Genomic DNA, 12323 nt, shown 5'->3' with positions numbered 1-12323 from the left:
ATTTTTAGTTACTCGTATAATTATTTGATTTTTAAATTATTAATAACCTCCTCCTGTTCCGGTTTGTTTAATTAACTGTCCTCTTATTTCCCCTCCTCCAAAAGTTGTACTGTGAATATTTACATAATAAAGATTTGCATATAAATCTGCTTCCTGAGTAGCATCTAAGGGAGCGCTAGTTAAACTCATTGGAGAAGTATAAGCAGTAAAAGGAAAAACTGGACTGCCATTTACACCAACTGCTGCTTTATGTATATGACCATTTGTAGGAGATGTTACATTGTGTGTTACATTAATAGTAAATATTTTTGTAATAGTATTGTATACTAGCGTAGCGCTTCCTGTTGCTGTAGAAGTATTTGTAGGAACTTCATTTGCACTATTTAAAGTTGCTAAAAATGTTACATTTGGGTTTGGTGCGTACAGTGGAGCTGGATCATCTTTACTACAAGAAACGAACCCCCAAAAAACAACTAAAATTGCTAGAAATTTAAATATGTTTTTCATAGTATAAATTTTTAAATTAAAAAAATGTATAAACCACTGAAAATCAACATTAAAGTTGCATTGTTTTTTGATTAAAATAAAAAATTTAATATTTAATTAACAATAAAAGGAGTTATTTAATTATCACTGGTGTTATAATCAAAGAGCTGGCTAATAAATTACAATCAAGGCTTCTTAAAATCTGTTCAGGTAAAATTGTCCAATGAAAAATTTTTAGCAAACGCTAAACCAGAAATTATAGAAAACGAACGCAAAAAAGAATTCGATGCTTTAGCAAAAATTGCTACAATCGAGCAAAGTTTTGTTGGATTGAAATAAATGAAAATCCCAAAATTAAAGTTTAGTGTTTTTTGTTTCCAATGTTAAGTTTTGCTTCAAATGAAAAACTTAACATTGGCGTATTGATTTATTTAATATTTTTGTAACATAAAATTTACAATAAATTAATATAGACATTTTTCAATATGGAAAAACCAGAAATTAACTCACAAGAATCAATTGAAAATTCAAATCCAGAAAATCTTTTAAAAGAAACTAAGGCAGTTCCTGCAAAAATAGTTTCTAATACAACTCCAAAAACAACAGTTAGAAAAACAACACTTAGAAAACCAAGAGTAGTAACTCCGAGAGTAGCCGTAAAAGCTATTGCCGTTGTTAAACCAGTTACAACAACTCGAAGAAGAGCTGTAAAAGTGGATGCGGTTTTGCCAGTTGCTCAAGAAGTTAAAGTTGTTGAAGAAGTTAAACAGGTTTCTGTTTCTAAAGAAATAAGACTTCCTAAAAAAGCTATCGAAAAATTAAAAAAGACCAAAATGGATATCAAGAAAAAAGAATTGAAAAAGAAAAAAGCTAAAGCTTTAAAAAAATCAAAGAAAAAATCGAAAGAAAAGCTTAAAAAGCAAAAAGCAAAAGGGAAAGCTAAAAAAGCGGATAAGAAAAAAGCTAAATCTAAAAAGAAAGCCAAATCAAAGAAAAAATAATTTTTGAATACAATATATAAGTCCTTTAATTAGGACTTTTTTTAGCTGAACTGGTTTTCAGTTTAGTGAATTAATGTAAATAGAAAATGGTTTCTATATCAAGTACCTTACTTTTTATAGAAACCATTTCATTATAGAAACTGTACTACTCCACAATAAATCGCACGGTTCTTTGTATGTTATTTAACGTAATTACTGCAATATAATTTCCTGAGATCAATGTTGGAATTGCTATTTCAACTGTATTAATCCCTTTGTTAATTATTTGTTTCTCATTATTGTAAACTTCATTTCCTTTTAGATTTACAATTTTAATTGTTGCAATAGCATCGTTGTAAGATTCAATTTGCATTTTTACCAAATTATTTTTGACTGGATTTGGAGAAATAATTATAACATCTTTAGGTTCAAATGAAACATTTTCTTTCATACTATTTGCTTCTCTTGCTGCGCTTGTTTTTATCCAAACTGCATATTGATTCCCTGAAGTAGACAAAGTCCATCCTGTTCCAGGGTTCCAGTCGTTAGCCCCCATTTTCATTGCTACTTTATTGTCTATAATTGCTGCATACAAACCTGTTTCCGCTTTTACAATATTAACAGTGCTTGTACTGTGTAATCCTTGTTGTTTTCTAATTTGAATTAGTTTTTTAATTTCGGTTTGTGTGCCTGTTCCAAATTTGAAGAAATGATCCCAGAAAATACAAGGTACGCCAGGATGTGTCAATATATAGGCATAAGACTGAATGTGTTTTGAACCATCACCTATTGCAAAATAATTGTATTCATTTATTTCGGAACGCCATGTATCGTGATTTTCAACAAATGTTACTGACTTACTTGGATTAATACCAATAAATCCCATTGGTTTTCCAGCAGATGTTTTCAGTAAACTATAATTAGCCCCACCATTTCTGAAAACTTCGGCAAGAGCAATTTTAGAAGCAAAATCAAATGCATAAGAAGAACCTGATGTTGAATTTACCCATTTGTCTAGAAATTGGCTTATCCCAAATAAATTATTTCCACCAAAATCCCACCATACTTCACCTACTGACATATACGGATTACTAGCATCATTATATAATTTGTTTGCCCAACCTGGATAACCGTGAGACAAATCATATCTCCAACCATCAAAACCAGCTTGTTTTAACAAAGTTTGGTATTGCTTGATATCGTTTTGAACTGTCACATTATAATGGTTAATGTCTCTAGCAGAATCGTATTTAAAAAATTGATTTACCAGTCTGTCACCACCTTCATTATCACTTCTTCCGCTGCAAGGTTGTATTTGACCACCCACGCCACTAACTTCATCATCTTGTAATAATGCACTGCAATCCCAATTTGGATTAGTAAAGTCTGCAAAAGCAGTAGTTCCATTACGATGATTGATAACAATATCTGCTAGTGTTTTTAAACCAGAACTTTTTAGTGCTGCTGTTGCTTCTGTAAGTTGAGTATAACTTCCATACGTACTTGCATTCAAATTGAAATAGGATGTAGGCAAATACCCTCTTTGATCACTACATTGACTTGGTGGTGGCATCCATATTACATCAATACCTGCACTTCCTAATTCAGCAGCTTTGTTTTTTAGCGTAACGTACCATTTTTCAGTTTGATATTTATAAGATTCCCAGTAAAAACCTTGAATCATAACATCAGTATTTGTTCCAGCTACAGCACCTTTTGTAAAAATACCAGTTTTTATATCAGACAATAGTCCGCTACCATCAATAGCAATAGCCTTAATTGTTGTAGTGGATGTAATGTTAAATGGGCCAGAATAAAGTGTTGATGAGGTCGTAGGATTTGTTCCGTCTAATGTGTAGCGAATGCTAGGTGATGCTGTAATGTCATCAGTTGCATTTAGACTAATTGAAAGACTTGTTTGAAAAGTTTGATTAGTAGTATTAATATTTACAACTGGTTTTTGGTTTACTGGAGTGCAATTTGGAGCTCCAGTAGTCCATACTTTTGTAGTCCAAGAGTAACTATACATTCCAACTCCATTTCTATTCAAATCTACCGTTTTATTAGTGGTTCCACCATCACTAATGATTAAATTAGTGGCAGTAATTCCTGAAAAAGTATATTTCCACCAGTTACCACAACTAGCAACTTTTGTCATATTAGTTCCTGGATAAGCGGAACAGCCTGTATAACTTGAAGGTGTTGGTGACCAGCAATATACTTTTGGTTGCGCCCAATTTCCAGTATTTTCAAAATAAACATCAATTACATTTGTTGTTGTAACTGGACAAATAGTTGGTACGGTAGTAAGCCAACCATTGTCATAATATTTTGATGTACTTACAGCAAGTAAATCTGGGCTTTGTTGACCAGTACCACTATTAAAAATAACATTTACTGAATTGATGCCACTAAAATCATATTTATACCAGTCTCCGCATACTAATGTCATATTTACACCTGGCCAAGTAGCATTTGCCAGACTTCCTGTGGGAGTTGCATTCCAAAAATACACTTTTGCGGCAGCCCACGAAGTAGGTTTTTTGAAGTAAACTGTGAAATTAGCAAGTGATTTTTTTGTTTTAATTTTATCACTTTCATTTGTTTTTGAAAGGATAGGTAAAAACGTACAGCATAACAATGCTGTAAGAAGAATTTTTCTCATCTTTTTTGGTTTTTTGGTTGTTTTTTAATTTGTTAAAACAATGTTACGGAATTATTAGTGATATATTTTTTGCACAAGATCACTACAACGTTTTCGTGTTGAAAAGTTTATGATTTTTATGCTATTTTGTTATTTTTTTATAAATAATGTAATTGTAAGGGGTTAAAATTATTGTAAATTATAAATACCAAAAAAATGATTTATTCAGTATTTGAGGTTTTATAGTAATTATATAGCAATTATGGACTATATGTCTAGTCAAATTGCGTACCATTTAAATAATAATAATGATAGTATACGTGCTTTTTGGGATGATTTAAAAATCTAAATTGAAGGGTAAATATTTCTGTAATACAGTCTTTTTTTAGAAAATATTGGAATAGATTGTATAATTGTAAAAAGAGGTTTTACTTTATTATAATTTCATATTTATCTAACAATCCTTTTAATCCTTCTTGAGAAAAAATGGCTTTTTTTAATTTTGTTTTTTCAGGATCTATGGAAAAAAAATAACTAGAATAAAAATCTGCTTTGTTAGCAATAGCATCAGAGAAAACAGCTAAATGCAAGTTGCAATTGTCAAACAGAGCTTCGGTCAAATCAGACTGCATAAAATCGACGCTTACCATACTACAATTGGTAAAAGTCATTCCTTTTAGTTTCAAGTCATAAAACTGTACATAATCTAATTTGCAATTTTTGAAATTGAATTCATAGATGATTTGATCTGTCATTGCAAAATTTACAGCCGTAAAATCACAATCATTAAATAGCACATTTCTTAATCCAACATGTCCAATTTTAGCTTCCTTGAAATTACAAAAATTAAAAGTACAGTCTACAAAATTAACTCCCATAAAATTACATACAGTAAAATCACAATGATTAAAAACACAATTTTCATATTCCTTGTGTGTGATTTCATATTGTGAGTATATGATTTGGTTGTATTCCTTGTCGTAAATGTAGTCTGCAGCCATCGTTTCTATATTTTCTGAAAGTAAATTTAAACAAAAAAGTCCACCTTTTGGGTGAACTTTTGTGACCGCGGCTGGATTCAAACCAGCAACCTCTTGAGCCGTAATCAAGTGCGCTATTCAGTTGCGCCACGTGGCCTTTTTTTTGAGTGCAAATATAATCATAAATGTTATATCTGCAAATAAGTTTTTAAAAATTATTTAAATTAATTTCCCAATGCTTTTTTAGTCACAAAAGTACGATACCCAATAATTGCCATTTGCCATTTCTTGGCTTTTGCTAAATCTAGTCTTTGTTTTGAAAAACTAGGGAGCAGGAGTTTGTTTATTTTAGCTAGAACTTTATACATTTTTTTTGCAAAAATAGAAAAGGCTGAACAATTGTACAGCCTTTTTGAAGTATTTTTTACAATCTAAATGTTAATCCTGTTTTTAAGCTAATTTGATCGTTTTGCAGCCCTAATTCTGTATTAATTCCAATACGTTTTGTTATAAAATATCGCATTCCTAATTGCCCTCCAAGGCTAAGTTTTGTTTCAGAGCCTCCATATAAGTAACCATTATATACTATTTGTTTTGAATCATAAAAATTTAAACCTAAACCAAGCCCAGTATACATATCAAATTTTGTAGTGTCCAAGCCTAGTTTTTCACTCCAATCGTGATTGAATTGAAATTGAAATCCAAATAATTTAGGATTTCCAATCGTTCTTGTAGGTTCATTTTCATCTGTTAAATTTGAATATTTTAAATTTAATCCAATCGAAGATTCATCTTTAAATTTGTATTCTAAACCTAAATATCCATTATTTAAATTGAAATCGGAATCAGAATTTATTATGTTACTTCCTGCATTGATGTAAAACCGTTTAAAATTATTTTTCTCTGGAGTGTTTTCCTCTTGAGCGTTTGCAAATTGAATTCCGATAAGTGTAACTGTTGTAATTAATAATTTTTTCATTTTGTTTTAATGTTCATTGCAAATTAATAGTATTCTTGTCTTAATAAAATTTAAATTAACAATGATTAACTTACGTTGTGAATTGCTTAACACAATCATTTATTTTATCATAATTTTATCAAAATAACAATCCAAGTTTTCTGATATATGATTTTCAACTATTATATTTGTAAATAAAACTAATACTAAACACAATGACTTTAATAAAATCAATATCTGGAATTCGTGGAACAATAGGAGGGAAAGTAGGAGATAACCTAACTCCAGTCGATGCTGTGAAATTTGCTTCGGCTTATGGAACATTTTTGAAAAAAAATTCCTCAAAAGAGAGATTGAAAGTAGTAATTGGTCGTGATGCTAGAATTTCAGGTCCGATGATTCATAATTTAGTACTTAACACTCTTGTTGGATTAGGAATTGATGTGATTGATTTAGGTTTATCCACAACCCCAACTGTCGAAATTGCGGTGCCAATGGAAAAAGCAGATGGTGGAATTATTCTAACGGCTTCTCATAATCCCAAGCAATGGAATGCCTTAAAGTTATTGAACGAAAAAGGAGAATTTCTAAGTGGTTCCGATGGTGAAAAGATTCTTATCATTGCTGATGCTGAAGCTTTTGATTTTTCAGATGTAGACTCTTTAGGAGAAATTACCATTAACGATTCGTATATGGACATTCACATAGATGAAGTTCTTAATTTGCCACTTGTTGATGCAGAAGCAGTTGCCAAAAGAAAATTCAAAGTTGTTGTGGATGGAGTCAACTCTTCAGGTGGTATTATTATTCCAAATTTATTAGAGCAAATGGGAGTGGAAGTAGTGAAATTATACTGTACTCCAAACGGTCATTTTCCTCACAATCCAGAACCGTTAAAGGAGCATTTAGGCGATATTTGCAAGTTGGTTTTAGAAGAAAAAGCGGATTTTGGTATTGTTGTGGATCCAGATGTAGATCGTTTGGCATTTATATCAAATGATGGTGAAATGTTTGGAGAAGAATATACTTTAGTGGCTTGCGCTGATTATGTGTTAAGCAAAACACCTGGAAATACAGTTTCTAATATGTCATCGTCTCGTGCTTTGCGAGATATTACGAATAAACACAATGGTAGTTATCAAGCCAGTGCAGTTGGAGAAGTGAATGTGGTCGAGTTAATGAAAGCTACAAATGCCATTATTGGTGGAGAAGGTAATGGTGGAATTATATATCCTGAATTGCATTACGGTCGTGATAGTTTGGTTGGCGTTGCATTGTTTTTAACGTATCTAGCTAACCAAGAAAAAACTGTTGCTGAATTACGTGCAAGTTACCCTCAATATTATATGAGTAAAAACAAAATTGAATTGACACCACAAATTGATGTTGATGCAATTCTTGTAGCAATGACTCAAAAATATGCAACCGATAGTTCGACAAGCTCACTATCCACAATTGATGGTGTAAAAATAGATTTTGCTGAAAATTGGGTGCATTTGCGTAAATCGAATACAGAGCCAATTATCCGTATTTATTCAGAAGCAGGAACACAGGATCAAGCAGATGTGTTAGCATCGAGAATTATAAATGAGATAAAAGCAGTTGCAGGATTATAATTATGAGAGAACATAAAAACGATTTGCCAAACGCAACTATTGTATTGGCATTTGGAATAATGTCAATACTATTGAGTTTTTGCTACGGATTTTTAGGTTTAATTTTTGGAATTCTGACACTAGTTTTGGCAAACAAAGATTTAAGATTGTATAATTTTAATCCTCAAAAATTTACAGAAACGAGTTTGCAAAATATAAATGCAGGTAGAGTTTGTGCTATTATTGGATTATGCATCAGTACATTATTTACATTATTTATAATCTTTATATTTGTTATTTCATTGTTTTCTAGAAATTAAATAAATTATATAAAAAAAGGACGCAAAATTATTTTGCGTCCTTTTTTTAGTCTTCATCATCTTCGTCGGAGTCACTATCTTCTGAATCATCATCTTCATCATCTTCATTGTCGTCGTCAGAATCATCGTCATCAGTGTCTTTTTTTTCTGATTTTTCGTCGTCCTCATCGTCACTATCACCACTATCGTCAATATCATCAAGTGCTTTGAGGTCATCAATGGAATCATCTTCTATTTCATCAGCTAATTCATCATCTTCATCATAATTTATGATTCTGTCTGATAGCTTCATACTTATTTTTACCAAAAAAATAGTATCTACAGTCCGAACTTCGACAGCTTCAATGGTTTCGTTTTTAGCATTTCTGAAACGAACAATATCGGAATCGTCATATCCGTCAGGAAATTTTTCAACAAGTAGGTTTAAAATTTCTCCAGTAAGTTTTGAATAATCAACGATAATTCTTTTCATATGTTATAAATCTAAAATGTAAGCAAATATAAGGGGAACTACTATTGTAGCATCTGATTCTACAATAAATTTTGGGGTATCAATGTCTAATTTCCCCCAAGTGATTTTTTCGTTTGGTACCGCTCCAGAATAGGACCCGTAACTGGTTGTAGAATCTGAAATTTGACAGAAATAACTCCAAAATGGAATGTCGTGCATTTCCATATCTTGGTACAACATAGGCACTACACATATTGGGAAATCACCTGCAATTCCACCTCCAACTTGGAAAAATCCAATTCCTTTTCCTGCACAATTTTCAGGATACCATTTGGCCAACCACATCATGTATTCAATACCGCTTTTCATTGTGGTAGCTTTAAATTCTCCTTTGATGCAATAGGACGAAAATATATTTCCCATCGTACTGTCTTCCCAACCTGGAACTACTATAGGAAGGTTTTTTTCGGCGGCGGCAACCATCCAAGAATCTTTTGGGTCTATTTCGTAATACTGTTTTAGAACTCCAGAATTAATCATTTGGTACATAAACTCGTGAGGGAAATATCTTTCACCTGATTGTTCTGCTTTGTTCCAAATGTCGAATAAGTGTTTTTGTAATCGACGGAATGCTTCTTCTTCAGGAATACAAGTATCTGTTACTCGATTAAAATGACTGTCTAATAAATCACGTTCCTCTTGTGGACTTAAATCTCTATAATTTGGTATTCTTTTATAGGAGTTGTGTGCTACAAGATTCATTATGTCTTCTTCTAGATTTGCTCCTGTGCATGAGATGATGTGCACTTTGTCTTGACGTATCATTTCGGCAAGTGATTTGCCTAATTCAGCGGTAGACATTGCTCCTGCAAGAGTTATCATCATTTTACCGTTATCAAGTAAATGTTCTTCATAACCTTTTGCAGCATCAACTAACGCTGCTGCATTGAAGTGCAGGTAGTGTTTTTCGATAAATTGACTTATTGGTCCTTTCATTTTTGTTTATTTGTTTGTTCAATTATTTGTTTAATAGAACGTTACTTTCTTTTTTAGCCCTGATGGGAACGATATCCTTTTTCTGGCTTCTTTAGCCAGGAAAAGATATAGTGTACAGCAGGAAATAGCTCCTAATCCTTCGACAAGCTCAGGATAATTTTTTATTATTTTTTATAGCCTAATATTTTAAGAACATCTTCCGCCTTTTGTTGTTCAGAAAAAACTTCTGTTGCGATGATTCCATTTTCGTCTCGATCTATCAATATATGCTTGGGTTGTGGAATTAGACAGTGATGTAATCCGCCATAACCCCCAATAGTTTCTTGATAGGCACCTGTATTGAAAAATCCTATGTATAAAGGTTTTTCTTTGTTGTATTTTGGCAAATATATGGCGTTCATATTCTGTTCAGAGTTGTAATAATCGTCACTATCGCAAGTTAATCCACCTAGTAAAACACGCTCGTAGGTTTCGTTCCAACGATTTACGGCTAGCATTACAAAACGTTTGTTTATAGCCCAAGTGTCTGGTAATGTGGTGATGAATGAGGAGTCAATCATATTCCATTTTTCACGATCGTTTTGTTGTTTTTGATACAAAACTTGGTATATTGCTCCGCCACTTTCTCCTACGGTGTATGATCCAAACTCCGTATAAATATTTGGAACATCAACTTCAGCTTCGTCGCATGCTATTTTAATTTGATTTATGATTTCGTCAATCATATATTGATAATCATATTCAAAAGCCAATGAATTTTTAATTGGAAATCCACCTCCAACATTCAAACTATCTAGCGATGGACATTCTTTTTTAAGTGCTACATATACTTTGATACATTTAACCAATTCGTTCCAATAATAGGCTGTATCCATTATGCCTGTGTTGATAAAAAAGTGCAACATTTTGAGTTCCAAATTTTTATTTTCGTGGATTTGTTTTTTATAAAATGGAACAATATTCCGGTAACCAATTCCTAAACGGGAAGTATAAAATTCAAATTTTGGTTCTTCTTCTGCTGCGATTCGGATTCCTATTTGAAACTTTCCTTTTATCTCTGCTTGAAGTAGATCTAATTCTTCGTAATTATCGATTATTGGTATGGTTCTTTTATGACCATTGTTGATTAGTCTGGCAATGTTTGTAATGTATTGATCCCGTTTGAAACCATTACAAATTACAAATGTATTTTTGTTTATTTTACCAGTTTTCATAAGGTTTTCGACAATGTCAATGTCAAAAGCTGATGATGTTTCTATATGTATGTCGTTTTTGAAGGCTTCATTCATAATGTATTCAAAATGGGAACTTTTAGTACAATAGCAATAAAAGTATTTTCCATCATACTTGTTTTTTTCCATTGCATTTCTAAACCAGCCTTTGGCACGTTGAATGCTTTTTGAAATTTGAGGTAAATAGGTAAATTTTAATGGTGTTCCGTATTGTTCGACTAATTTCATTAAATCGATTTTGTGAAACTCCAAATTGTCTTTTGCAAGAGTAAATTCTTCTTGAGGGAAGTAGTATGTTTGATTTATTAAGTCGGAATATTTTGTATTCATTTATTTATCAGTGATTTAAAAATTAAAAGTATTAAAAAAAATAATACTTATTGTTCAAACTCTAATGTTTGCAAAAACAATTTCTAATTCTTTGTTTTTAAATGTTTTGGATAGTGAATAGTGCATAAAACTTTCTTTAAATTTTAGTACTGCGTTTAAAATTGCATAAAATCGTTTTTGCAATGATGAATTGGTTTTAGTATGCCTGCGTTTATCCATAGCAACAAATTTAAAAAAAAAGTAATGGGAATGAAAAACATTTCATTAAAAAAACATTAATTTTTATAATCTAAGAATGACTTGATAATTGTTTCGTTATCAGTTGTTTGATTTATTTTGCAATTTCCAATTCCGTTTAAAAGTGCAAATTGTACTTTTCCGTACTCATTTTTTTTGTCGTGAATGAGCAATTTTATGATGTTTTGATGTTCGTTTTCGTTTATTTCGATGGTTTCAAAAATGGAATTTAGGGTTGTTTTTATTTCTGAAAATTCTTCGAGTGTTATGAGTTTTTTGTCCAGTGATATATAACTTTCCATTATAATTCCTGCTGCAATGGCTTCACCGTGAAGTAATGTTTTTTTAGTTTCATTTTCGAGAAAATAAGTTTCTATGGCGTGACCTATAGTATGTCCAAAGTTGAGTGCTTTTCTGATTCCGTTTTCGGTTGGGTCTTCGGTTACAATTTTATTTTTGATTTCGATGGATTCGGCAATCAGTATATCAAAGTTTTCAAAACTAATTTCTGCATAGTTTTTAAATTTTTCCCAATGCGATTTCTCAGCAATCAATCCATGTTTTAGCATTTCGGCAAGTCCAGATCGAAGCTGATTTTGAGGAAGTGTTTCCAGAAATCTAGAGTCTATGACGATAAGTTCAGGATTTGTTATGGTTCCAATTTGGTTTTTTAGTCCGCCTAAATCTACACCGTTTTTGCCGCCTACTGCCGCATCAACCATGGAAAGCAGTGTGGTAGGGATGTTTATAAATGGAATTCCTCGTTTGAAAGTGGCAGCAATAAATCCGCCCATATCTGTAATTACTCCACCACCTAGGTTAATAACAAGACTTTTTCTGTCAGCACCTAATTCAATTAGCACATTCCAGATTTGAACACACGTTTCGATGGTTTTGTTTTCTTCGCCAGATTCAAGTTCTATAATTTCTATTTCAGCAGTGGTTTCTATTTGGGGTAAAACATTAGGTAAACATAATTCGTTTGAATTTTCATCAACAATTATAAAAATTTTTGAATACTCATTTTCTTTGATGTTTTGATTGAGTAATTTATATCCTTCCTCAGTAAAAGCAATGGAATAGTCTTTGGCTTGTATGGTGTTTATAGTTTGAG

At 31.8% G+C, this 12323-nt stretch carries 13 protein-coding genes, 1 tRNA gene and 1 pseudogene; 4 read left to right on the top strand and 11 right to left on the bottom strand.

Annotated features, from left to right (window positions below; all coding sequences use genetic code 11):
- Nucleotides 1–39: 39 nt before the first annotated feature.
- On the bottom strand, nt 40–507 hold the full coding sequence (locus RMO70_RS11110) for a CHRD domain-containing protein (protein ID WP_310556501.1): 468 nt from the start codon (nt 505–507) through the stop codon (nt 40–42).
- Between the two features lie 153 nt (nt 508–660).
- Between RMO70_RS11110 and RMO70_RS11105 the strand changes: the two are divergent.
- Nucleotides 661–825: pseudogene (locus RMO70_RS11105) on the top strand (hypothetical protein); the annotation flags it as partial.
- 146 nt (nt 826–971) lie between these two features.
- Entirely contained in the window at nt 972–1487 is a 516-nt protein-coding gene (locus RMO70_RS11100) for a hypothetical protein (protein ID WP_310556500.1), read from the top strand.
- A 145-nt stretch (nt 1488–1632) separates the two neighbouring features.
- Here the strand turns inward: RMO70_RS11100 and RMO70_RS11095 are convergent, their stop codons facing one another.
- From RMO70_RS11095 to RMO70_RS11075, 5 genes are all read right to left on the bottom strand, one after another.
- Nucleotides 1633–4131, bottom strand: coding sequence for a starch-binding protein (locus RMO70_RS11095; RefSeq protein WP_310556499.1), 2499 nt, complete (start codon nt 4129–4131; stop codon nt 1633–1635).
- Nucleotides 4132–4538: 407 nt separating this feature from the next.
- Complete coding sequence (locus RMO70_RS11090) at nt 4539–5111, bottom strand: pentapeptide repeat-containing protein (RefSeq protein WP_310556606.1); 573 nt, start codon at nt 5109–5111, stop codon at nt 4539–4541.
- A gap of 62 nt (nt 5112–5173) precedes the next feature.
- Nucleotides 5174–5247 (bottom strand) — tRNA-Arg (locus tag RMO70_RS11085).
- A 67-nt stretch (nt 5248–5314) separates the two neighbouring features.
- Entirely contained in the window at nt 5315–5458 is a 144-nt protein-coding gene (locus RMO70_RS11080) for an SsrA-binding protein (RefSeq protein ID WP_310556498.1), read from the bottom strand.
- A gap of 56 nt (nt 5459–5514) precedes the next feature.
- Nucleotides 5515–6069 (bottom strand): outer membrane beta-barrel protein, encoded by a 555-nt coding sequence (locus RMO70_RS11075; protein WP_310556497.1) that lies wholly within the window; start codon nt 6067–6069, stop codon nt 5515–5517.
- 194 nt (nt 6070–6263) lie between these two features.
- Here RMO70_RS11075 and glmM point away from each other — a divergent pair, with 194 nt between their 5' ends.
- Together glmM and RMO70_RS11065 are read left to right on the top strand one after the other, a co-directional pair.
- Entirely contained in the window at nt 6264–7664 is a 1401-nt protein-coding gene (glmM, locus tag RMO70_RS11070) for a phosphoglucosamine mutase (protein WP_310556496.1), read from the top strand.
- A gap of 2 nt (nt 7665–7666) precedes the next feature.
- Nucleotides 7667–7963, top strand: coding sequence for a CCC motif membrane protein (locus tag RMO70_RS11065; RefSeq protein WP_310556495.1), 297 nt, complete (start codon nt 7667–7669; stop codon nt 7961–7963).
- 46 nt (nt 7964–8009) lie between these two features.
- Here RMO70_RS11065 and RMO70_RS11060 read toward each other — a convergent pair whose 3' ends face one another.
- The 5 genes from RMO70_RS11060 to aroB form a co-directional block, all read right to left on the bottom strand.
- On the bottom strand, nt 8010–8435 hold the full coding sequence (locus RMO70_RS11060) for a DNA primase (RefSeq protein WP_310556494.1): 426 nt from the start codon (nt 8433–8435) through the stop codon (nt 8010–8012).
- Between the two features lie 3 nt (nt 8436–8438).
- On the bottom strand, nt 8439–9410 hold the full coding sequence (locus RMO70_RS11055; protein ID WP_310556493.1) for a deoxyhypusine synthase family protein: 972 nt from the start codon (nt 9408–9410) through the stop codon (nt 8439–8441).
- A gap of 164 nt (nt 9411–9574) precedes the next feature.
- Nucleotides 9575–10972 carry an arginine decarboxylase gene (locus tag RMO70_RS11050; RefSeq protein ID WP_310556492.1) on the bottom strand — a complete coding sequence of 466 codons (1398 nt, stop codon included), beginning with the start codon at nt 10970–10972 and terminating at the stop codon, nt 9575–9577.
- Nucleotides 10973–11026: 54 nt separating this feature from the next.
- Nucleotides 11027–11191 carry a hypothetical protein gene (locus RMO70_RS11045; protein ID WP_310556491.1) on the bottom strand — a complete coding sequence of 55 codons (165 nt, stop codon included), beginning with the start codon at nt 11189–11191 and terminating at the stop codon, nt 11027–11029.
- A gap of 56 nt (nt 11192–11247) precedes the next feature.
- Nucleotides 11248–12315, bottom strand: a complete 1068-nt coding sequence (aroB, locus tag RMO70_RS11040; protein WP_310556605.1) for a 3-dehydroquinate synthase — start codon at nt 12313–12315, stop codon at nt 11248–11250.
- Nucleotides 12316–12323: the final 8 nt, after the last annotated feature.

This window comes from Flavobacterium sp., assembly GCF_031422135.1.
Classification (GTDB): domain Bacteria; phylum Bacteroidota; class Bacteroidia; order Flavobacteriales; family Flavobacteriaceae; genus Flavobacterium.
The sequence above is the reverse complement of the archived record's forward strand: the minus strand, read 5'-3'. Positions and strand labels throughout refer to the sequence as shown.

Bases quoted from the DNA above. Each gene is read 5' to 3' on its own strand.
- RMO70_RS11100 (WP_310556500.1), top strand. From the start codon at position 972: ATGGAAAAACCAGAAATTAACTCACAAGAATCAATTGAAAATTCAAAT.
- RMO70_RS11060 (WP_310556494.1), bottom strand. From the start codon at position 8,435: ATGAAAAGAATTATCGTTGATTATTCAAAACTTACTGGAGAAATTTTA.
- RMO70_RS11055 (WP_310556493.1), bottom strand. From the start codon at position 9,410: ATGAAAGGACCAATAAGTCAATTTATCGAAAAACACTACCTGCACTTC.
- RMO70_RS11050 (WP_310556492.1), bottom strand. From the start codon at position 10,972: ATGAATACAAAATATTCCGACTTAATAAATCAAACATACTACTTCCCT.
- RMO70_RS11045 (WP_310556491.1), bottom strand. From the start codon at position 11,191: ATGGATAAACGCAGGCATACTAAAACCAATTCATCATTGCAAAAACGA.
- RMO70_RS11090 (WP_310556606.1), bottom strand. From the start codon at position 5,111: ATGGCTGCAGACTACATTTACGACAAGGAATACAACCAAATCATATAC.
- RMO70_RS11110 (WP_310556501.1), bottom strand. From the start codon at position 507: ATGAAAAACATATTTAAATTTCTAGCAATTTTAGTTGTTTTTTGGGGG.
- RMO70_RS11065 (WP_310556495.1), top strand. From the start codon at position 7,667: ATGAGAGAACATAAAAACGATTTGCCAAACGCAACTATTGTATTGGCA.
- RMO70_RS11075 (WP_310556497.1), bottom strand. From the start codon at position 6,069: ATGAAAAAATTATTAATTACAACAGTTACACTTATCGGAATTCAATTT.
- RMO70_RS11095 (WP_310556499.1), bottom strand. From the start codon at position 4,131: ATGAGAAAAATTCTTCTTACAGCATTGTTATGCTGTACGTTTTTACCT.
- RMO70_RS11080 (WP_310556498.1), bottom strand. From the start codon at position 5,458: ATGTATAAAGTTCTAGCTAAAATAAACAAACTCCTGCTCCCTAGTTTT.
- glmM (WP_310556496.1), top strand. From the start codon at position 6,264: ATGACTTTAATAAAATCAATATCTGGAATTCGTGGAACAATAGGAGGG.